The sequence below is a fragment of the Aquirufa sp. 5-AUSEE-100C1 genome, assembly GCF_054558655.1.
Genome location: NZ_JBPXKO010000001.1, coordinates 424,910 through 445,947 on the forward strand (window position 1 = coordinate 424,910; position 21,038 = coordinate 445,947).

The 21,038-nt window shown below is 36.6% G+C and carries 17 protein-coding genes and 1 tRNA gene; 13 read left to right on the forward strand and 5 right to left on the reverse strand.

Annotated elements, in window-relative coordinates; translation table 11 throughout:
- The first annotated feature begins 3 nt into the window (after positions 1 to 3).
- From ACMH5P_RS01895 to ACMH5P_RS01925, 7 genes are all read left to right on the forward strand, one after another.
- Positions 4 to 1,056 carry a hypothetical protein gene (locus ACMH5P_RS01895; protein ID WP_459492617.1) on the forward strand — a complete coding sequence of 351 codons (1,053 nt, stop codon included), beginning with the start codon at positions 4 to 6 and terminating at the stop codon, positions 1,054 to 1,056.
- 11 nt (positions 1,057 to 1,067) lie between these two features.
- Entirely contained in the window at positions 1,068 to 1,871 is an 804-nt protein-coding gene (locus ACMH5P_RS01900) for an ABC transporter permease (RefSeq protein ID WP_459492618.1), read from the forward strand.
- A 6-nt stretch (positions 1,872 to 1,877) separates the two neighbouring features.
- Positions 1,878 to 3,101, forward strand: a complete 1,224-nt coding sequence (locus ACMH5P_RS01905) for an ABC transporter ATP-binding protein (RefSeq protein WP_459492619.1) — start codon at positions 1,878 to 1,880, stop codon at positions 3,099 to 3,101.
- Positions 3,101 to 4,168, forward strand: a complete 1,068-nt coding sequence (locus tag ACMH5P_RS01910) for a DegT/DnrJ/EryC1/StrS family aminotransferase (RefSeq protein ID WP_459492620.1) — start codon at positions 3,101 to 3,103, stop codon at positions 4,166 to 4,168. Before ACMH5P_RS01905 ends, ACMH5P_RS01910 begins: the two co-directional genes overlap by 1 nt.
- Positions 4,169 to 4,177: 9 nt before the next feature.
- Positions 4,178 to 6,178: an ArnT family glycosyltransferase gene (locus ACMH5P_RS01915; protein ID WP_459492621.1), complete on the forward strand. Its 2,001-nt coding sequence runs from the start codon at positions 4,178 to 4,180 to the stop codon at positions 6,176 to 6,178.
- Positions 6,179 to 6,259: 81 nt separating this feature from the next.
- Positions 6,260 to 7,498, forward strand: a complete 1,239-nt coding sequence (locus ACMH5P_RS01920; RefSeq protein ID WP_459492622.1) for an ABC transporter permease — start codon at positions 6,260 to 6,262, stop codon at positions 7,496 to 7,498.
- An 87-nt stretch (positions 7,499 to 7,585) separates the two neighbouring features.
- A tRNA-Leu gene (locus ACMH5P_RS01925) sits at positions 7,586 to 7,669 on the forward strand.
- Positions 7,670 to 7,704: 35 nt separating this feature from the next.
- Here the strand turns inward: ACMH5P_RS01925 and ACMH5P_RS01930 are convergent.
- On the reverse strand, positions 7,705 to 9,186 hold the full coding sequence (locus tag ACMH5P_RS01930; RefSeq protein ID WP_459492623.1) for a xylulokinase: 1,482 nt from the start codon (positions 9,184 to 9,186) through the stop codon (positions 7,705 to 7,707).
- Between the two features lie 14 nt (positions 9,187 to 9,200).
- Between ACMH5P_RS01930 and ACMH5P_RS01935 the strand changes: the two genes are divergently transcribed.
- Entirely contained in the window at positions 9,201 to 9,956 is a 756-nt protein-coding gene (locus ACMH5P_RS01935; RefSeq protein ID WP_459492624.1) for an ATP-binding cassette domain-containing protein, read from the forward strand.
- Here ACMH5P_RS01935 and ACMH5P_RS01940 read toward each other — a convergent pair.
- Together ACMH5P_RS01940 and ACMH5P_RS01945 are read right to left on the reverse strand one after the other, a co-directional pair.
- Positions 9,940 to 10,743 carry a TatD family hydrolase gene (locus tag ACMH5P_RS01940; RefSeq protein ID WP_459492625.1) on the reverse strand — a complete coding sequence of 268 codons (804 nt, stop codon included), beginning with the start codon at positions 10,741 to 10,743 and terminating at the stop codon, positions 9,940 to 9,942. The genes ACMH5P_RS01935 and ACMH5P_RS01940 overlap by 17 nt on opposite strands.
- Positions 10,707 to 11,336 (reverse strand): polysaccharide deacetylase family protein, encoded by a 630-nt coding sequence (locus ACMH5P_RS01945; RefSeq protein WP_459492626.1) that lies wholly within the window; start codon positions 11,334 to 11,336, stop codon positions 10,707 to 10,709. Before ACMH5P_RS01945 ends, ACMH5P_RS01940 begins: the two co-directional genes overlap by 37 nt.
- A gap of 11 nt (positions 11,337 to 11,347) precedes the next feature.
- Between ACMH5P_RS01945 and ruvC the strand changes: the two genes are divergently transcribed.
- Positions 11,348 to 11,923, forward strand: a complete 576-nt coding sequence (gene ruvC / locus ACMH5P_RS01950; protein ID WP_459492627.1) for a crossover junction endodeoxyribonuclease RuvC — start codon at positions 11,348 to 11,350, stop codon at positions 11,921 to 11,923.
- On the opposite strand, the gene ACMH5P_RS01955 is transcribed toward ruvC, so the two are convergent.
- Positions 11,916 to 13,838 (reverse strand): thioredoxin domain-containing protein, encoded by a 1,923-nt coding sequence (locus ACMH5P_RS01955; protein ID WP_459492628.1) that lies wholly within the window; start codon positions 13,836 to 13,838, stop codon positions 11,916 to 11,918. The two genes, ruvC and ACMH5P_RS01955, sit on opposite strands and share 8 nt — an antisense overlap.
- A 44-nt stretch (positions 13,839 to 13,882) precedes the next feature.
- On the opposite strand from ACMH5P_RS01955, the gene ACMH5P_RS01960 reads away from it, so the two are divergent.
- The 4 genes from ACMH5P_RS01960 to ACMH5P_RS01975 are packed head-to-tail and all read left to right on the forward strand — an operon-like array spanning position 13,883 to position 20,093.
- On the forward strand, positions 13,883 to 15,454 hold the full coding sequence (locus tag ACMH5P_RS01960; RefSeq protein WP_459492629.1) for an NAD(P)/FAD-dependent oxidoreductase: 1,572 nt from the start codon (positions 13,883 to 13,885) through the stop codon (positions 15,452 to 15,454).
- Positions 15,414 to 16,040 carry an NUDIX hydrolase gene (locus ACMH5P_RS01965; protein WP_459492630.1) on the forward strand — a complete coding sequence of 209 codons (627 nt, stop codon included), beginning with the start codon at positions 15,414 to 15,416 and terminating at the stop codon, positions 16,038 to 16,040. Before ACMH5P_RS01960 ends, ACMH5P_RS01965 begins: the two co-directional genes overlap by 41 nt.
- Positions 16,033 to 18,783 carry a DNA gyrase/topoisomerase IV subunit A gene (locus ACMH5P_RS01970; RefSeq protein WP_459492631.1) on the forward strand — a complete coding sequence of 917 codons (2,751 nt, stop codon included), beginning with the start codon at positions 16,033 to 16,035 and terminating at the stop codon, positions 18,781 to 18,783. Before ACMH5P_RS01965 ends, ACMH5P_RS01970 begins: the two co-directional genes overlap by 8 nt.
- Positions 18,784 to 18,785: 2 nt before the next feature.
- A complete protein-coding gene (locus ACMH5P_RS01975; RefSeq protein WP_459492632.1) occupies positions 18,786 to 20,093 on the forward strand; it encodes an MFS transporter in 1,308 nt (435 codons plus the stop codon).
- On the opposite strand, the gene ACMH5P_RS01980 is transcribed toward ACMH5P_RS01975, so the two are convergent.
- Positions 20,080 to 21,003: a LysR substrate-binding domain-containing protein gene (locus ACMH5P_RS01980; protein ID WP_459492633.1), complete on the reverse strand. Its 924-nt coding sequence runs from the start codon at positions 21,001 to 21,003 to the stop codon at positions 20,080 to 20,082. The two genes, ACMH5P_RS01975 and ACMH5P_RS01980, sit on opposite strands and share 14 nt — an antisense overlap.
- Positions 21,004 to 21,038 lie beyond the last annotated feature (35 nt).

A 21,038-nucleotide genomic window follows, 5' to 3' on the forward strand; every position in this document is an offset into this window, starting at 1 on the left:
AAGATGAAAGAAGAGAATAACGAACAGTTTACACTTTCTACTGTATTGGTCAAATTGATGGGTTTTATTCCATTTGTCAAAAAGAATAAAAAATTCATCATCATAACGACCATTTTAGGTTTTCTGATAGGGTTGGGTGTAGAAATTTATCGAAATACGAACAGTTTAAAAAAGACTAAAATTGTCTTTAATCTAGAAACCGAAAATGGGTCCGGAGGATTAGGAGATATCGCTGCTTCCTTGGGTTTTGGCGGATTAAATTCGGGTAGTTCAATGTTTAGTGGAGAGAATTTTAAAGAATTATTAAGAACCAAAAATATCTACCGGCAAGCTATATTGACGAAGGTTAAGGTTGGGAATAAAGTCGATTATTTTGGTAACGTATTTTTAAAACGTTCTGATTTACAAAATCATGAATGGAATGATTTACCAGAGGATTTCTTCAAGCATCGTTTTAAAACTGGGAATTTAGATTCCATAGACGTTCAAGACAAAAATATAATCAATACAATTTCCCTCTATTTAAATGATAACACAGATATTTATTTAGATAACCCGAAAGCAAGTTTTCAGACACTGAGTGTGGAGACAAGAGACGATACACTAACTCATATTTGGGCACAATTGTATTTGAAAACCATTACCGATTATTACATTAATTCTAAAACGAAGAAGTCAAAAGAATTATTAGTATTAATGGACAAACGAGTAGATTCGCTGCGTTCGGCCTTGTATTATACACAGGGGAAATTGGCAAATTATAATGATCAAAACCAACAAATTATTTTTCAACGGGCAAGAATAATCGCTGAGCGTTTACAAATGAATTCGAGTCAATTGCAAGCCATGTATTTTGAAGCTTTACGTAATTATGATAATTTGAAATTTTCGTTGGTCAAAGAAGCACCGCTTCTTACCATTATCGAGGATTCTGAGTTGCCTATTTTTGTGTTGCCTTATAAATGGGGTAAAATTATGCTAATTGGAACCTTATTAGGCTTTCTACTTGGTTGCTTTTTGGCGTATTTACGCTTTTTGTATCGTATTAATTATTAACAACAACATTGATGAACTTATATTCAAAGTTGTTTTCAGAAATAGTTCATGAACGAGAACTATTATATATTTTAGCCAAACGTGATATTTCTATCCGTTACAAACAAACCTATTTAGGGATAATTTGGGCGATCATTCGTCCCGTCTTAACAATGCTCGTTTTTTTGTTTGCGTTCAAGAATGTGGCAAAAATTAGTGATATTTCAGGCTTTCCTATTCAATTAGTTATTTTTTCAGGTGTACTCTTCTGGAATCTTTTTGCCAATACATTTCAGGCAGTAAGCAATTCAATTCTTGCTAACCATAATTTAGTTTCGAAAGTATATTTTCCAAGATTAATCATAGCATTTTCTTCCATAGCCGTATCACTCTTTGATTTTTTAATAGGCTTTATCGTTTATCTTGGCCTATGTATCAGTTTGTTACACACGATTCCACTAAGTATTTTGTTATTACCTCTAGTAATCTTGCTATTACTTTTATTTAGTATTGGGTTAGGCTTAATTTTTTGCTCCTTTTCAATTAAATACCGTGACTTTTTGCAATTAATCCCATTAATTGTTCAATATGGATTTTTTGTTAGTCCAATTGTTTACACAGCCAAATCATTACAAATTTCTTCTTGGTTTAATGTGTATGCTTTTCTAAATCCCCTAGTAGGACTCGTTGAATATGCGAGGACCTTGTTGATTCCGAACTACGTACTTCAATCTTGGGATTTTGTGTTTTTATCAGTTACTTGTTGTTTTATCGTATTTTTTACGGGGATTTTTATCTTTACTGAGAAGGAAAGTTCGTTTGTTGATTATTTATAAGGTGTTATGAATATTGTAGAGGTAAATAATATCACAAAAAAGTATAATCTCAATCAGATGACAGAGCCTGTTTCTTTACGAAATGGGTTAAAATCCTTATTTAAAAAGAAAGATAAAGCCAAAGATTATTATGCCCTAAATGATGTTTCATTTTCGATACAGAAAGGGGATAAGCTTGGTATTATAGGTAATAACGGAGCTGGTAAATCAACGCTTTTGAAGATCTTAAGTAAGATTACAAATCCAACTTCAGGAAGCATCCATGTAAAAGGTAAAGTGGCTAGCTTATTGGAGGTAGGTACTGGATTTCACCCTGAACTATCGGGAAGAGATAATATCTACTTAAACGGTGCTATTTTAGGAATGAGTAAGCGTGAAATCTCAGCTCAATTTGATGAAATAGTTGAATTTGCTGGGCCACAAATTTCTAACTTTTTGGATACACCCGTTAAGAGGTATTCTTCGGGTATGTATGTTCGTTTAGGCTTTGCAATATCAGCCCATCTAAATCCAGAAATTTTAATTGTAGATGAAGTTTTAGCCGTTGGTGATGCTGATTTTCAAAAAAAGTCTCTTGGAAAAATGAAAGAGGTGGCAGCAAATGACAAGACCATTTTATTTGTTAGTCATAACCTTACTGCGGTATCCAATTTATGTAATAAAACATTGCATTTAGAGCGTGGTACAGTTAAACAGATGGGTGAAACAGCTCAGGTTTTAAAGAATTACATGTCTGAGGTTCAGTCAAAGAAAATGAAGTTTTCGGCCGATCGGTTTTCTGCAGGCTTAGGTAATGAGTTAATACGCTTAAAATATGCTGAAATAAAACCACAATTAGCTTCTGGCTTAGATTATTGGACCGTAAATGATGCATTTCAATTAAACTTTGAGTTTTGGAATACGCTCGATGATGTTGACCTTAACGTGAGTATACATTTATATGCGAGTACAGGGGAATGTATTTTCAACATAGGTAATCAACCCAAAAAATACAACAAAGGTATTATTTCCACGAATGTGGAAATTCCAGGACATTTTTTAAATGATGGATCCTATTTTTTATCCATTATGGTGGTGAAAAATTCAAGTATTGTTTTGGTTAATTTTGATGAATTATTTGAATTTGAAATAGCAGATTATCGAGAAAATACAACATGGTATGGGAAATGGCCAGGCTATGTAAGACCTAATTTTCCAATTTACATGCAACAAGAAACAAGCGATTTATAATGCTTCACGTAACCAAATCTTATTTACCCGACATCAAAGAATATGTTTCTTTGCTTGAACAGATATGGGCAAATGGCCAATTAACAAATGATGGCCCTTTGGTATTGGAATTGGAGCGTAAATTAGCCGAGTATCTAGAAGTAGATAATTTCTTGTATGTAAGTAATGGTACCATTGCATTACAATTAGCTATAAAAGCCCTTGAATTGAAGGGTGAAGTGATTACCACTCCATTCTCCTATTGCGCGACAACAACCTCCTTAATTTGGGAACAATGTAACCCTGTTTTTGCTGATATTTCATTGAAATCTTTAACATGTGAAGTGCCCGAATTAGAGAAGGTTTGGAATCAAAACATTCAAGGTGTCTTAACTACACATGTATACGGTAACTCAGGTGATTTAGTTTCCCAAGAAGCATGGGCAAAAGACAAAGGAATCCCGCTAATTTATGATGGCGCCCATGCATTTGGAGTTAAGCATGCTGGAAAATCTATCTTTTCTTTTGGAGATGTATCCACATGCAGTTTTCATGCGACCAAAATATTTCACACCATTGAGGGGGGAGCCGTCATGACACAGGATGCTGATTTGGCTGAAAAAATACGCGGTATCAGAAGTTTTGGCCATAAAGGTGATCATTACTTTGCAGCGGGTATCAATGGTAAGAATTCGGAATTTCATGCCGCTATGGGTTTGATTAACTTAAATCATATCCATGAGATTCAAGCTCATCGTAAACTAGTATCCGAAATTTATGAGTCTAATTTAGATTCAAGAGTTACTCGAATTAATTGGAATCAATCAAATACTCGAAATTTCAGTTATTTTCCCGTAATTTTTGATTCGGAAGCACAATTAGAAAAGGTCATTCTTACGTTGAATGGTCAAGACATATATCCCAGACGATACTTTTACCCAGCATTGAATGAATTACCGTATTTAGAGTATCAAAGTTGCCCAATAGCCGAAGATATTGCGAGAAGAATAGTTTGTCTTCCGTTATCTGCGGAAATCTCTTTGGAAGATGTTTTAAGAATCTCTCAAATCATTAACTCCGTTGTTTAAAGAGTCCATATGCTTTACATCGTATTTATCTCTTTTATTCTATTTAATTATCGCATTGCGTCAAAAATTTCCAATAAAAACTTTGATGAATTTTTAATCACTGGATTTATTGTGCAAGCGGGTAGTATAATACTAAGTGGTTATTTAGTATCCTTTGTAAATTATTGGCATAGTGCCATAGCCTGGTCGATTATCCCTTTCTTTGTTTCCTTTCTCATTTACCTTTTTTTTAAAAATATTGTAGCTCTTCCTAGTTTAGAACATCATTCCTCTTTTAAACTTGTTGGTTTAAGTATTCAGCAAATTCATGAAGTTTATAAGCAGCAGCGTAAATCTGAAAAATTTCTATTTGCTTGTATATTTATCGGTATCTCTGTCATTGTAGTAACACAGTTATTTCTCTTTTTCTATCTTCCCCCGAACGAATGGGATAGTATGACTGGTCATTTAAACCGAATTCTATATTTCAATCAAAACCATAGTACAAGCCATTTTATAGGAACTAATTGGAACATTGATACCTATCCGAAAAGTTTCTCTTCTGTTCAATTTTATCCCTTTTTAATGACGGGCTTTAATGAACACTTTTTTAAGCTTCCTAATTTTTCTGCCTACTGGATGTTATTTGTTGGCAGCTATGCCATTTTAAAGCAGTTGAGGGTTGAGTTTAAAGTGAGACTTTTAAGTTCCTGCCTAATTTTATTTACACCTATCGTATTAATTCAATCCACGACTACGGATACAGATATTGTATTGGCCGCATACTTTGTGAGTGGACTTTACTTTTTATTCCGTTATCTAAGAAGTAAACAGGTTTATTACATTTACATTTTCACTTTCGCACTATCTATCGCATTTAGTCACAAAATAACTTTCGTTTTTGTCGTTCCAAGTTTACTTATTCTATTCGTTTATGTAGTTTATAAGAATTATATAGCAATTCAGTTTAAACATTTGAAACATTTCCTATACAGTTCCCTCTTTATTATACTTGTCAGTATGCCAACGGGGTATTTGGCCAATATAGTACACTATGGACATCCGATCGGCCCCGTAACCGCAACAAAACATCAATCTATTGAACGCGCAGGTACATTATCTAATTTAGTAGTACATGGTTCGAAGAATATGGCTCGATATTTTTTCGATTTGTTAAATTTTGACGGTTTACGAAATATTAGCTTTATAGAATCTGGTCAAGAAAAGATAAATTCATTATTTCGCTATTTAGATACCCAATTTAATTGGGGATTAGAAAGTGTTCAAACATTTACCATCGTACCATTTAACTTTACGCGACAATTTGATTTTTACAATGGTACACCCATATATGGGAGTATATTTTTATTAATTTTCGTTCCTTCCTTCATTTTCTTATTAACCCGTAAGAAGCCACTTGTCTATTATCTTTTTCTACTCGGATTTTTAATGCATTTCAGTGCACTTGCCTTTACGGCAGCTTATGATCCTTGGAAGGGTAGGTATATGATAAGCTCCATCATATTCTTAATTCCTATTTCAACATTATATTTTGAAAGAATAGTTATGGCGAATACGTATAAGCGCGTAATTCCTGTTTTCGTCATTGTTATCCTATCGGCGTGGTGCACGATTGCTTTTCACGGTAGATCGGCGCTATTTTCGACGAAGGGAATTCCCACAATATGGAATAAAAACCGCATCCAAATTTTGACAATTTCGCGACCTGATATCACACGTGCTTATGAAAAATTTGACAGTATCGTACCTCAGAATGCTATTGTAGCTCTCGGAACGATTAATGATGATTACGAATATCCGCTCTGGGGTGAAAAATTCGGTCGGAAATTAATTCCAATTAATCCATTTGAAAAAGGCCTCCAACCGATTCCCAAAGATGCTCAATATTTATTCTTTAGCAAGCGTGTTATTAATCCACTTCCAACCGATTTAAGACTTGGTACAGATACAACGCTACGCGAGCATATCATTGTCAAAGGGGAGGATTACTATTTAAGGAAACTTAAATAATGTGATTAGTGGCTAAATAGAAATACCACTGGTTTTATAAAACTAAAATTTCCTAATACCTTGCAGTAAGTATTTAGCTCTATGAATATCAAAGAAAATATTGCCGAAGGTTTACGATCGATTAAGGGAAATCTCCTAAGAACCGTTTTAACTGCGCTTATCATTTCATTAGGTATTACCTCCCTGGTGGGTATTTTAACAGCTATTGATGGGATTCAAAGTTCAGTAGACAATAGTTTCTCAGGTTTAGGTGCTAATTCATTTGATATTCGCAATCGTCCAGCTATGCAAGTTAGAAGAGAGGGACAACGCGAAAAGCGATTTAAGAATATAGATTTCCGTCAAGCGAGTCGCTATAAAGCTTTATTTAGTTCTAAAGGGAAAGTTTCCTTAAAGACGAATGTAACGAATAATGCGATTGCTAAATATGAAAGCAAGAAAACCAATCCGAATGTTCGATTACTCGGTATAGATGATAATTTCGTTGAATTAAAAGGGTATAAAATTGCGGAAGGTCGAAATTTTTCTTCCAATGAGTTTACCAATGCAATCAATGTTTGTTTTTTGGGCGTCGATGTAATTGACCAACTTTTTGAAAAGACGAATCCATTAAATAAAGAGATCATTGTCAGTGGCATTAAGCTAATAGTTATTGGAGTATTAGCTAAGAAGGGTAATATGATGGGAGGGGGCGACGATCGCGTGATCATGGTCCCTCTAGAAACGGGTCGGAAAATGGCTGTCGGTCGAAATTTAACTTTTGATATAACCACATCATCGACTAAGGTGAAAAACCTCGATGATTTTATGGAAGAGGCGAGAGGAGTGATGCGTAAAGTACGGATGGATCCGATTGGTATGGATGATTCATTTTCCATTGATCGATCTGACTCGATTGCGAAAAGTTTTGAAAATATTACTTCGAGTCTTCAATTAGGTGGATTTGTGATTGGATTTATAACCTTATTAGGTGCAGCCATAGCACTAATGAACATCATGATGGTTTCGGTTACGGAGCGTACACGTGAAATTGGAATTCGAAAATCTTTGGGCGCAACGCCTGGAAGAATACTACAACAGTTCCTAATTGAAGCGATTGTCATTTGTTTATTAGGTGGAGTAGGAGGTATTATCCTAGCTATACCTATCGGTAATTTAATTGCCCAAGGGATTAGTTCAGGAAATGCAAGTTTTATTATACCTTGGCTGTGGATGACTGTCGGAATAATTATCTGTGTGTTAGTTGGCTTATTCTCAGGAATTTACCCAGCTTTTAAAGCTTCCAAGATGGATCCAGTTGAAGCTTTACGATACGAATAGTTAAGAAAATAATTATTTCGTACTTGCTAAATCATGAATTTAACACTACTTTTGCAAGGCAATTGAGCCAATTGGTTTGATTCAATTGCCCAGATGGCGGAATTGGTAGACGCGCTGGTCTCAAACACCCGTGGGTGCAAGCCCGTGCCGGTTCGACTCCGGCTCTGGGTACAAGCCTCTCAAGCAATTGAGAGGCTTTCCCTTTTTTAGACCTTTTTATTGACCAACTCTTTCCAACGTAAATAAGCCTCTTTCGTCGATTCTATCTCAGAAGAAATAGGGTTAATCGTTTTAATATGTTTTATTTTAGCGACTGATTCTTGCTCATTCTTATAATAATTTAAGCCAAGCCCTGCGCCAAGAGCTGCCCCAAATGCTCCATCTGATTCTAATAAATCAACAGATACATTAGCTGCATTAACAATAGTTTGACTAAACACTTCACTTAGATACATGTTTGCAAATCCCGCTTTCAGTCGGGAAGGTTGAATACCCGCATCTGCCAACATCTCAATTCCATAAGCCATCGAAAAAGCAATCCCTTCCTGTGCAGAACGAATTATCTCTGGACGATTATGTCGATTAAAATCTAGATTTTCGAAACTTGCGCCAATCTGTCTATTTTGAAAAATACGTTCAGCCCCATTTCCAAACGGAATACATAATAAACCCTTAGCTCCAATTGCAGTCTCAGAGGCCAAATGATTCATTTCTCGGTAGCTAAGTTCTGGACAAATTGTTTGACGAACCCAGCGGTTAAGAATACCTGTTCCATTAATACACATTAAAACGCCGATGCGCGTTTGCTGACTATTATGATTAACGTGAGCAAATGAATTAACTCGGTTATTTGAATCATATTTTAATTCTGAACTTACCCCATAAACCACACCAGAAGTTCCTGCAGTGGTAGCTATATCACCCGGAGAAAGTACGCCCAATGAAAAGGCATTGTTCGGTTGATCACCTGCTTTATAGGTTACTTGTACTTGATTATTTAGGCCAAGCGTATCCGCTACCTTCGAATCAATTGTACCATGGTTTGTAAACACATCTTGAATCAGGGGTAACAATGTTTCATCAAAACCAAAATATTCTAACAAAGGCTTGGACGGTTTTTTAGCGTTAAAATCCCAAAATATACCTTCTGACAAGGCTGATGGGGTAGTTGTAAATTGATGAGTTAATCGACCCGCAATAAAATCCCCAGGCAACATCACCTGCTTAATTCGTGCATATAATTTAGGCTCATTCTCTTTTACCCATGCTAATTTTGCAGCGGTAAAGTTTCCGGGCGAATTCAATAAATTTTGTTGGCAATAGTTCTCACCGATTCCTTGATACGCTGTTTGTCCTAGTTCTACCGCCCTTGAATCACACCAAATAATCGAAGGACGAACAACTTGATTCTGATCATCCAATACGACAAGGCCATGCATTTGATAGGAAATCCCGATAGCAGCAATATCTTTTGAATCATATGTCCTACTTGCATTGGCTTTTAGAATCGCTTGTTGGACACAATGCCACCAATGTTCAGGTTCCTGTTCAGCAAAACCTGGTGCCGGGCTAGATATTTCATTTTCGCTTTCCGGATAGGAAGTAGAATAAATTAATTGTTGGTTTGCAGCGTCAACTACACTAACTTTAATAGACGATGTACCGACATCGATTCCACACAAAAGCATATTGATAGATTTAGATGTTAAAAATTACCATACCAAGATACTCAGTTAATCCTCATTTTAATCTATCAGGCATAAAAATTGGCATTCAAAAAGGCGAAATTTTTACCTTGGTGGGTAAATCCGGATCTGGAAAAAGTACGGTGGCTTTATTGACTGTAGGTTTAAAATCATGCCAAGAAGCATCCATAACCATACACGAGAAAGAATTAAATACGGGGGTAGATCGATTAATCCCTCAGTTTAAATCAGCAGGTTATGTCCCACAAAATCTCCATTTAAAACCACATCATACCGTTCAGGCCTATTTAGATATGTTATTCCAACGAATGACTGAAAAAGAGCGTTCAAAAACGATTAAATACTATATTCAACTGTTTCATATCAAACATTTACTCGATAGTAAAATCAACCAACTTTCAGGGGGAGAACGTCAAAAAATAGCTCTCTTAGAATCCGTTAGTCAGGATATTGAATTTTTAGTATTAGATGAACCTTTCAGCCAATTAGATACGGCTCAAAAAATAGAGTTTATCGAGATTATTCGCGAATTAATAAAGTATAAAAATATCCCCTGTCTTCTAATTTCACATGATTTGGTTGATATACTAAAAATGAGTCACAAACTAGGTATTATCGAGAATGGCAAAATGGCTTTCCAGGGCACGTGGAATAAGTTTTGGGATTCCAAAAATAAAATAGCTATTCGATTAAAGCAGGCAATTTTCGACTGGAAGAAAGAAACAGATTCTATTCTTAATAATCTGCACTAAGTTTTAGTCTGCTAGCATTTCCATTGGTCACTTGAATAACCTTTTCTAAAGAGACTTCATATAAGTCGGCCAATTTCTGAGCAATCAACGGAATGTATTTGGGTGAATTCATTTGGCCCCGATAAGGAACAGGCGTTAGATAGGGGGCATCCGTTTCCAAAACAATGTGTTCTAAAGAGATATCTTTGATTGAATCAAATAGCGTTGTGTTTTTATAGGTAATCACACCACCAATTCCCAGGGTATAACCTAAGTCAACCAAGGTTTTTGCTTCACGAAAATCGCCGGAAAAACAATGAATAATTCCGCTTAACTCTTTATATTCTTCTTTTTTAAGAATGCGAATAAGATCGGCATAAGCCTTCCGACAATGGACATCGATCCACAATCCACGATCCAAAGCCCAATGACATTGAGTTTCAAAGGCCATTATTTGCTCGCTTTGATAGGTCGTATCCCAATAATAATCCAATCCTATCTCTCCGATAGCTAAAACTTTCTGATTTTCTAGAATTGACTTCAACTCTTTTAATTCGTTGAGATAACCTTCTTTCACATAGGTAGGATGGAGGCCTATCATCGGCAATACAAAATCAGGATACATTTGATGTAATGACTCCAATTGTTTCCAAGATTCTAAATCACAATTAGGTAACCACACTTCAGATACTCCAGCTTCTTTTATATCAAGAATATGTTTATCAATTACAGATGTAAATTGAGGATCATAAAGATGCGCATGGGTATCAATCATAAAGAACAAGGGATAAGGTGTTGATCTAAGCAATATTTTAACAACAGTGGGAGAACCACTTTCAATCTCGGAAATGCCTTTTCACTATCATGAAAGACAATAATACTACCCGATTTTATTAATTTCGTACACGATAAAACGATATCCTCCGAAGCCAAATCTGAATTATAATCGCCCGTCAATACACTCCACATATATACATCCGCTTTCGATGTTAGAGAATTGTAAATAAATGGGGTTACCCGACCATAGGGAGGTCTGAAGCCTACTGATTCAATTTGCATATCTTTAAAAACAGCTTCACAGGCTAAATAATCAGTATGATAATCACCAGTCGAATACCTCCAAGCATTCGCGTGATTCATCGTATGATTACCTAATCGATGACCAGCATATACAAGATCCTGCACAATTTGAGGATAAGCCAACATATTTTTTCCGATGCAAAAAAATGTGGCTTTTGCTTGATAGTCGGCTAAACAATCCAACACAAATTTGGTAATTTCAGGAGTTGGTCCATCATCAAAGGTAAAATAAACCTTTCTCGACTCAGGGGAATCCAATCTTGACCAAGTTAATTTGGGTAGGATACTTGGGATAATACTGGGTAGTTGATGAATGAACATAAATCTTGAATATGACGCAAATTACAAACCATCGTGCAGAAAAAATAATCTTGGGTATTGACCCAGGAACCCGTTATTTAGGATATGGATTAATTAGAATTATCAATAATCAGGTACAAGTCTTGCAGTATGGCGTATTAAACTTGACAAAATATACGACTCAGGGGGCTAAATTCCTTAAAATACATGAACGTGTCGTGGGCATTGTTGATGAGTTTTTACCTGATGAAATTGCCATCGAGTCTCCATTTTTTGGTAAAAATGTTCAATCGATGTTAAAACTTGGTCGGGTACAAGGTATGGTCATGTCTATATCCTTTTCAAAAAGTATACCCATTACCGAATATGAACCCAAAAAAGTGAAACAATCCGTTACCGGAAATGGGAATGCATCCAAAGAACAAGTAGCCAAAATGGTGGAAATAATAAGTGGCATCAAGTTAGATGCCAAGTTACATGATGCAACGGATGCCTTAGGAATTGCCATCTGTCACCATTTTCATAATAAAAATCTTACTTCTTCCGTAAAAGGTACGCAAAAGGGTTGGGGTGCTTTTGTGAATGAAAATCCTGACCGAATTAAATAGTTGCCAATTGCTTCTTTAAATCTTCCATTGAATTGCAGGGAGATAAACAATGATCTCCAATGCAAACCAAAGCTGCATAATCTAGATCACTGGTAGGTATAGATAAATAAGTAAGATTTTCGAAATCTTTTGTCGGAATCTTTGTTGGATTATACTTAATGATGGCTTGCGGATTCTCTATCCACTCGGAATGAATTCGAAGCCAGTTGGCAAAGTAGATGGGGTTCCCTTGCGCTTGTTCAATCACAGCGGCTAACATAGCTCTGCCTTTTACTGTTAATGCAGCATCCGAATTTAAGAACCCTAACCATAAATAGAATTCACAGACCATTGAATTCGCTGATGGACATACAGAATCAACGATTTCAAATTTTGGTGCGATTAAGCTTTCGTTCGCATTTGAATGAAAATTATACAAATTATTCTGCTCAGTATGTAACAGTTCAATTTGCTCATTGATGAAATTTGCTATTTGTACATATTTCTTATTACCATCAATCAAGTAGCCTTGAATTAAAGCTAATCCTAAGGATGCTAAATCATCTAAAAAAGCTATTATGGGTTTATCCGAATAAGTTATCTGATGAAGAACTTGATTTTTATCTTGGTGGACAAAACCAAGCACCATGGCTTCTAACAAATCAACTCCAAATTTTTGAAAATTAGAATCCTTTATTAACCGCCCTGATTCCAAAAGTGCGATTGCGAGGTACGCGTTCCACGATAAAAGTTGCTTATCATCTGTACCAGGTCTCACACGTGACTGACGAACCATTTTTAAGACATCTAGTTCAATTTGATACAGTGAATTGCAAACTTCATGCTTTTTGAACAAAATGTTATTTCCATGCTCCCAATTCCCCATCTTGCTTAAGGAATAAGCTTGATAAAAGGCTTGATGCTTCTCATAAGGTAACAATTGATTTAATTCTTCAAATGTCCAGACGTAGAACTTTCCTTCAATTCCTTCACTATCGGCATCGATGGAAGCATAGTACAATCCATTTTCACCCAATAATTCTTTTTGAAGAAAATCAACAGTCTGCTGGACAACCTCGAGGTATAATGGATTTTTTATTCTTTGATAGGCTAAAGCATAGACTCGGACTAATTGACCATTATCATAAAGCATTTTTTCAAAGTGTGGACAAAACCATTCCGAATCAACCGAGTACCTCGAAAAACCTCCTCCAACTTGATCAAATATGCCTCCTAAGGCCATTTTGGTCAACTGCAAATCTACCAAGGATTCAATATCAGTTTCAACTAACAAAGGGGAAGGTAATTTTTCAAATAGCAATCCCAACGATGGAATTGGAAACTTCGGTGCTTTTAGTGTACCTCCAAAAACAGGATCCAAGCCCGTTTTTATCCGCTCGATGGAATGGAATAGAATGGGGTTAATTGTAGAAAGATCTATCGGATAAAGCCCTACTTTGTTATCATTTAAATTTTCGGCAAAGCCATTAGCTGAAGTCTGAAGCTCCGAACGATGCTCTCTAAATGCATTTGTAATAGAATGTAACAATTGTACCCAATTCGCTTTCGGAAAATAAGTACCCCCATAAAATGGTTTTTGATCAGGCATCAAAAATACATTTAGTGGCCATCCCCCGTGTAATCCCATTGCATGAATTGAATCCATATAGATCAGATCAATATCTGGCCGCTCTTCACGGTCCACCTTAATACAAACAAAGTTAGCATTCATTAAATCAGCTACTTGTTCATCCTCAAAGGATTCATGTTCCATGACATGGCACCAATGACAAGCGGCATATCCAATGCTTAAAATAATTGGCTTATCTTCACTAATAGCCTTATTCAAAGCTAAGTCACCCCAGGGATACCAATTAACCGGATTATTTTTATGTTGTAATAAATAAGGACTAACTTGGTTTTGGAGCTGATTCATCAAAATGTTAAGAATAGATTAGTAAATTTGTACAAATAATCGATATGCCCGAATATAAGTCATTTGTTCTTGATCCTGCCGTTGCTAATTCTCCTGAATTATTACATGATTTCTTACTGGCAGAACTTGGTGCAAATCTATTAAATTCAAGTCAGTATCGCATTGAAAAAAAATCAATCGATGCACGAAGTCGGCAAATTAAAGCAAATATTAAAATTGGCTTTTATCCGTTAGACCATAATTTCCAAGTGGATTTATCCGAAAGGATGCGTTTGCCCCAGTTAAAAGCAAATGCGAAGCAAGTTATTATCATTGGCAGCGGACCAGCTGGTTTATTCGCGGCATTGAGATTAATACGTGCTGGGATACAGCCTATCGTTTTTGAAAGAGGAAATAACGTCCGTGAAAGGAGGAGGGACTTGGCAGCCATCAACCGTCATAATGTTGTAAACCCAGATAGTAATTATTGTTTTGGAGAAGGAGGGGCGGGTACTTATTCGGATGGTAAGTTATATACCCGAAGTACAAAACGAGGTGACATTGATTCCGTGTTAGAAACATTTGTCGCTTATGGGGCTAATGCAAATATTCTATATGAAGCACATCCACATATTGGAACGAATAAATTACCTGGAATAATTGAGGGCATTCGTAATGCCATTATTGAGTCAGGTGGGGAAGTGCATTTTAATGCAAAGGTTACCGATTTCATCGTAGATAAAAATCAAATTCGAGGTGTATCGTTAGCGGATGGCCGAAGCTTTGAAGCATCTAAAGTTCTCTTGGCAACGGGACACTCTGCTCGCGATATATTTCATCTATTATTGAATAAAAAGATTGCCATTGAGGTAAAACCCTTTGCCATCGGTGTCCGTATTGAACATACGCAGAAAATGATCGATCGTTGCCAATATAATTTACCGCAGCGCCCTGATTATTTACCACCAGCATCATTTAGCTTAGTTACACAAACTAAATTCAAGGGAGTGCAAAGAGGCGTTTTCTCTTTTTGTATGTGTCCAGGAGGATTTATTGTACCTTCCGCAACTGAACAAAATCAAGTAGTTGTGAATGGCATGTCTCCCTCTAGGCGAGATTCGAAATATGCAAATTCAGGTATCGTTGTGAGTATCATGCCGGAAGATTTGGCTAAGTATAAGGAATTTGGTCCATTAGCAGGCATGTATTTGCAAGAAGAATTGGAGCAAAAAGCACACCAATTAGTAGGAGGTACCCAAAAAGCCATATCTCAATTAACGGGGGATTTTATTAAGCGTCGGAGCAGTAATACTTCGCATGACACATCTTATGTACCTGGCTTACAACCAGGAGATATGCGCGATTTTTTACCTGATTTTATTGCAGAACCTTTGGCATTGGGCTTGCAAGACTTTGATCGTAAAATAAGAGACTTTAGTAGTAATTTGGGTCAATTAATTGGTTTAGAAAGTAGAACTTCTTCACCTGTAAAAATTCCAAGAGACCGTGAAACCTTGGAGCACCCAGAAATTATAGGCTTATATCCTTGTGGAGAAGGAGGCGGTTATGCTGGAGGAATCATGTCCGCCGCACTCGATGGCATCCGTTGCGCTGAATCAATTATCGCTTCTATCTGATATTTTGAATAGTCCATTTGATCGTTTGTTGGAGTTATTGAGTCGACTTGCAGAGAATGAGTCATTGAAGCAAAATGCCCGACAAGCGGCTGTCATCTCAATATTGATCCAAGAACCTACGGATGAAGCTAAAATCGTATTAATTAAACGAAATGACTACGATGGACATCACAGTGGACAGATGGCATTTCCTGGAGGGAAAAAAGAAGATTCGGATGAAAATTTAAAACAAACAGCCATTCGCGAAGTAGAAGAAGAAATAGGGATCAGGTTGTCAGAAGAGCAATTAATCGAACTAAATCCGCATTGGGTTCATGTTTCAAATTTCTGGATTCAGCCCTACTTTGTGATTCTTGATAAAAAGCTCGACTACAGCATTAATAAAAGAGAAATTAATCGTATTTTTGAAATACCTGTGGCATTTTTCCAACAGGCCGATTCCTTGGACTATCATGAGTTGACATTCATGCAGGAAAAGATAACAGCTCCTCGTTATTTTTATGAATCGGAGGAAATATGGGGAGCAACAGCTATTATGCTGTACCAATTAATTCAACAATTAGATTCGCATATTCGCAATGAGTGAGACGACAGAAGGGGCATTACAAAATCAGATAGCCGTAGCCGGCATGTATGAAAATTGGTTTTTGGAGTATGCCTCATACGTTATTCTAGAACGTGCTGTGCCTGCGGTAGAGGATGGTTTAAAACCCGTTCAACGTCGTATTTTGCATGCATTAAAAGAAATGGACGATGGCCGTTTCAATAAAGTAGCTAATGTTATCGGTCAAACGATGCAATATCACCCACATGGGGATGCATCTATCAATGACGCCTTGGTTAATCTAGGTCAAAAAGATCTATTATTCGATTGTCAAGGTAACTGGGGAGATAACCGGACAGGGGATAGTGCGGCAGCGGCGCGTTATATCGAAGTGCGCTTATCTAAATTTGCCAACGATGTTGTGTTTAATAACCAAACGACTCGATGGCAATTATCTTATGATGGACGTAAGAAAGAGCCTATTACTTTACCGATTAAATTTCCTTTATTGTTAGCTCAGGGCGTTGAAGGTATTGCAGTAGGTTTAGCAACCAAAATCATGCCCCATAATTTCTGTGAAATTATTCAGGCTTCCATTGATTTATTAAATAATAAAAAAGTCACATTATATCCCGATTTCCAGTTGGGCGGCATGATCGACGTCTCCAATTACAATGATGGATTACGTGGGGGACGTATCCGTGTAAGAGCTAAAATTGAAGAATTTGACAAGAAGACCTTATTAATCAAGGAAATTCCATTTGGAACTACAACTACGTCATTAATTGATTCCATTATTAAGGCCAATGATACGGGTAAAATCAAGATTAAGAAGGTCATAGATAATACAGCCAAGGATGTGGAAATCCAGATTCAACTGGCACCTGGTATTTCACCGGATGTTACGATTGATGCGCTTTATGCATTTACCGACTGTGAGGTATCCATTTCTCCGAATGCTTGTGTTATCGTAGATGAGAAACCTCAATTCATCGGGGTAGCGGAGATATTACGCGTTAGCACGGATCAGACCGTTGACTTATTAAAACAAGAATTAGAGATTCGGCGGGGAGAATTAATGGAGCGATTATTATTTAGCTCTTTGGAAAAAATCTTTATCGAGAATCGAATTTATCGTGATATCGAGGAATGTGAGACATTCGAATCGGTGATTGCCATGGTCGATAAGGGCTTAGAACCCTATAAAAAGGATTTCTATCGTGAGATTGTGGAAGATGATATCCTTAGATTACTTGAAATTCGAATTAAGCGTATATCCAAATTTGATAGTTTCAAGGCAGATGAAGCCATGAAGCGTCTTCAAGATGAATTAGCCGAAGTAGAGGATAATCTTGCGAATTTGATTCGCTATGCGATTGATTATTTCAAAAACTTACTTCAAAAATACGGAAAAGGGAGAGAGCGTAAGACGGAAATCAAGAGTTTCAATACGATTACGGCGACAGTTGTTGCGCAAGCCAATCAAAAACTCTATGTAAATCGGGAAGACGGATTTATTGGATATGGTTTGAAGAAGGATGAATTCGTAATGGATTGTTCTGATATTGATGATATCATTGTTTTCCGACAAAATGGAACCTGTGTAGTCACTAAAGTGCAGGAAAAGGTATTCGTAGGTAAAGATATACTTTACGTAAGTGTATTTAAGAAGAACGATGACCGGAAGGTATATAATCTGGTATACTTTGATGGAAAAACAGGAATTTCATACGTAAAGCGCTTTAAGGTTACGTCGGTAACCCGGGACCGTGAATATCGAATTGTTAGCCAAGACAATAAATCTAAGATTACCTATTTCTCTGCGAATGAAAATGGAGAAGCTGAAGTAATCAGCATTAATCTAACGGCGAATTGTACGGCAAAAAACAAACAATTTGATTATGACTTTGCGAAGTTGGCCATCAAAGGTCGAGAATCACTTGGCAATGTATTAACCAAATACCCCGTGCGTAAAATCGTTCAAAAGAGTGCGGGAGTTTCTACTCTAGGTGGGGTAGATATTTGGTATGATCCAACCATTGGAAGATTGAATCGTGATCAGCATGGTGATTATGTTGGCAATTTTGAGCCCAATGATAATATATTAGCCATTTATAATTCTGGAAATTACGAGTTAACCAATTTTGAATTAACGAATCGTTATCCTGCAGAGGAAATAGCACTACTCGCAAAATTCAATCCGAAAGGAATTATATCAGCGGTATATTTTGATGGTTCTAATAAAACGTATTTCATCAAGCGATTTAAAATCGAAACCTCGACGATCGATAAAAAGTTCTTGTTTATCGCGGATCACAAGGCTTCGAAATTAGTCGCTTCAAGTATCAATTATGCGCCGAATGTTCAAATTAAGCATAAGCCGGATGGCAAAACTGCTGAGATTGAATTGATTCCAATTGAAGAATTGGTGGATGTAAGAGGATGGAAGGCTATTGGTAGCAAATTGAATTATCCGAAATTAACGGATGTTCAATTGATAGAAACTGAGACGGCGATGCCGGAGACAGAAGAGGTCCCAGCCAACTTGGATGAAGATGAAAAGGAGGAATTAAATGAGATGGTTGAGAGCCAGCCAAGTGAAGAAAATTCACCAAATGTAGAAACCGTCCCAGTAGGGCAAACTGTTACATTTGAGGAGGAAATTCCGAACAATTCCCTTGAGGAAACTCCCGAGGTGGATGATATTCCATTGGAAATCAAAAACTACCCGAGTGAAAATATTCCAAAGGACACAAATAAAGGAGAGCAATTAGGCTTATTTTAACCATGGCGAACGAACTGAATAACCCGAAAGTGTTGAATGCCTGGGCATTTTATGATTGGGCTAATTCGGTTCATTCTTTAACGATAACGAGCGCGATATTTCCAATTTATTACCCATATGCGGCGGTAAGTGCCTCTGATTCCAAATTAATTAATTTTCTTGGAGTTGAGTTACCTAATGCCGTCGTATTTTCATACACTGTTTCGGCAGCTTTTTTATTATTAGCCTTTTTAATGCCCATTCTTTCAGGAATCGCTGATTACCGAGGAAATAAGAAGTCCTTCATGCGCTTTTTCTGTTATTTAGGTTCATTAAGTTGTATGAGCCTATTCTTTTTTGAAAAGGGTAATTACTACATTGGCACATTTGGATTTCTATTTTCTATCATTGGATGGGGTGGGAGTATGGTATTCTATAATTCGTTTCTACCCGAAATTGCGAGTCCTGATCGGTTTGATGGTTTGAGTGCTAAAGGATTTACGCTTGGCTACATTGGAAGCGTATTATTACTTATTCAGAATCTAACTATGGTTATGATGCCACAATGGTATGGAAACATCGTAGGTGATTTAGCATCTCGAATATCTTTTCTTAGTGTGGGTATTTGGTGGTTGGTATTTGCGCAAATCCCCTTTCATTACTTACCCGAAAGCAACCAAAAAACCAGTGATAACAAAAACATCTGGTTAGGAGGCTGGCAAGAACTCATGAAAGTATATCATGAGGTTAAAGAAATCAAATCGTTGAAAGGCTTTCTCGCTAGCTTCTTTCTATTCAATATGGGCGCTCAGACGGTGATGTACTTAGGTGCCTTATTTGGAAGTGAAGAATTACATTTACCTACGGATGCATTAATCATTACCATTTTATTAATCCAGTTAGTAGCAATACCAGGCGCCTATTTTTGTGCCAAATTATCTCAAAGATTAGGTAATATTCAGGCCTTAATTCTAATCGTTATCGTTTGGATATTTATTTGTGGTTTTGCTTATACGGTTCAAGATCAATTAAGCTTTTACCTATTAGCAACCGGAATAGGCTTTGTTATGGGGGGTATACAATCAAATAGTCGGGCAACTTTCGCTAAAATGTGTCCTTCCAACGAAAAGGATACAAGTTCCTATTTTAGTTTTTACGATGCCTGCGATCGACTTTCAACTGTATTGGGAACCTTTATCTTTGGATTTGTTATTCAAGTAAGCGGAAGTATGCGAACCGGAATTTTAATTTTGGGATTTGTGTTTTTAGTTAGTTTATATTTATTGAGATCGATTCGAAATACCAAAGAATTAGCTCCTATATCGGAATAATAGCTCTATTTTCGATACTTCGCCACTGCATTGGAATATGTGCTAAAATTTCTGTTTGTAAAGCCTTTATAATTGCTCTGCGTGAGAACGATTTGGCATGAACAAGTGAAACCTCACGAACAGGCACAGGATTAGGTAACGAATGTACTTTTTCTTTGGATTTATTATCGAGGTAGTCTACAAACATTTGAGGAATGATTGTTTGACCAAAGCCTAAATCAGCCATACGAACAATGGTCTCTAAACTTCCTGTTTGATAGGTGAGTGAATTAGATATTCTTGCCCCAGCATTCAAATTACAAATAGAATTGATTTGATTACTTAGGCAGTGACCTTCCTCAAGTAGCCAAAGTTTTGAAGGTTCTAAAACAGCATTTAATTTAGAGCCATCATCCTCCCAAACGTTGGAATAAAGAAATAATTCCTCATAATACAAGGGTAATTCTACTAGATTTGAATTAAGTGGGGTAACGAGTATTCCTATATCAATCCTGCCTTCGAAGATCTCACTTTTTATATTTTCGGTAGTTGTCTCTGAAACACTTATCGTTAAATCAGGATACTTTTCTTGAAAATCCGCCAAGAATCTTGGCATAAGGTAGGGGGCAATTGTTGGAATTACGCCTATGGATAGATGACCATTTATTTGTGTACTCCAACCTTTAGTAAGAGCAAGTATGGATTTGCTTTCAGATAATATTACTCGAGCCTTACTTATAATTTCACGCGCCTCCAATGTGGGTTCAAGCGGTTTAGCTTTTCGATTAAACAAGGTCATGTTTAATTCATCTTCCAATTTTTGCACTTGCATACTCAAACTAGGTTGGGACACACAACAAAAATCAGCTGCTTTCGAAAAACTTTGTAAGTCGGCAAGTGCAACAATGTACTCTAATTGCGTTATAGTCATATTATAGTCAAAAACTATACAAATATAAAAAATAT